Source organism: Geomonas sp. (genome assembly GCF_056994735.1).
This window is the reverse complement of the sequence record NZ_JBXKJL010000310.1, coordinates 1-1202: the sequence shown is the minus strand read 5'-3', so window position 1 is coordinate 1202 and position 1202 is coordinate 1. Positions and strand designations below refer to the sequence as shown.

General features: G+C 60.1%; 2 protein-coding genes. Both read left to right on the top strand.

Going from position 1 to position 1202, the window contains the following annotated elements; translation table 11 throughout:
• Positions 1–731: 4Fe-4S binding protein (locus tag AC11W3_RS13810; RefSeq protein WP_484093165.1), on the top strand; the 731-nt coding region annotated here is incomplete at its 5' end.
• A gap of 230 nt (positions 732–961) precedes the next feature.
• Positions 962–1186, top strand: a complete 225-nt coding sequence (locus AC11W3_RS13805) for a sulfurtransferase TusA family protein (protein ID WP_484090827.1) — start codon at positions 962–964, stop codon at positions 1184–1186.
• Positions 1187–1202 lie beyond the last annotated feature (16 nt).

Below are 1202 nucleotides of genomic sequence, written 5' to 3'. Positions count from 1 at the left end.
TCAACTTCTCTGACTTCGATGCCGTCGTCGCTGAACTCGGTGAGGAGCAGCAGAAGGTCGCTTCCTGCGGCGCCCGGGTCCGTGTCCCTACCGCCTGCGGCGGGTGCGAGTACAACCCCAACGGCCTTGTCGACACTCAGAAGTCGGCCATCGAGGTGGACGAGAAGCTTTTCGGAACGGCTACCGGGCACCACAAATTCAAGGTCGGCTTTGCCGGCTGTCCCTTTGATTGTCCCAAGTCCGCCACCAACGACGTCGGTTGCCAGGGTGCCATCTGGCCGGAGCTTGATGCGGAATCGTGCATAAGCTGTGGCCTGTGTGCGAAGTCCTGCACCGAAGGTGCCCTCACTATCGGTGCCGACGGCAAGCCCGTCTTCGCCGGCGAGAAGTGCATCTACTGCGGCGACTGCGTCAAGGTCTGCCCCACTGACGCCTGGACGCCTGCCAAGAGAGGCTACACCGTCCGCATCGGCGGCAAATGGGGAAGACGTCCGCTGGTCGGCACCGTTTACGCCACCTTCCTCCCGGAGGACCGTGTCGTCGACTTTGTCAGCGCCGTCCTCGCCTGGTATGCCGAGAAAGCCGAAGGGGCCGGAAGGATCCGCATCGGGGACATCATTCTCCGCGAGGGAACTGACTCCCTGCTGAACCACCTGCGAAAGGATTTCGCCGACTACGTCGTCGACGCCACCATCCCGCCGCAGATCATTAACACGCAGCTGCCACTTTAACCATCCCCACCTTATGATCCCCTTTCATAAGGGGATCCAGGTTTTCCAGGGCAGAGGCAATCCCCCCCGCCCCCCTTTATCAAGGGGGGAGATACCGGCCAACGGGGAGGGAGTTTTGGTGCGCCCCCTGACGGGTGAAACTTTTATATGAGCCACCCTTCTCGGAGTTGGAGGGGGGAGCAAAAAGAAACCTTCCGGAGAAGTCCGGAGGAGTTTTCAAAGGAACCGCAATGGAAACTGTCGATCTGAGGGGCGTTTGCTGCCCGACCAATTTTGTTAAGGCTAAACTTGCTCTGGAAGATTTCGAGACCGGAACGACGGTCGAGTTCCTGCTGGACGACGGCGAACCGGTGAAGAACGTGCCGCGGAGTCTTAAGGCTGAAGGGCACAAGCTCCTTGGTCTCAAGGAGTGCGACGGGCACTACGTGCTGACGCTGGAAAAGGGCGAAGACTAACTCCCCGAGCTCGAAG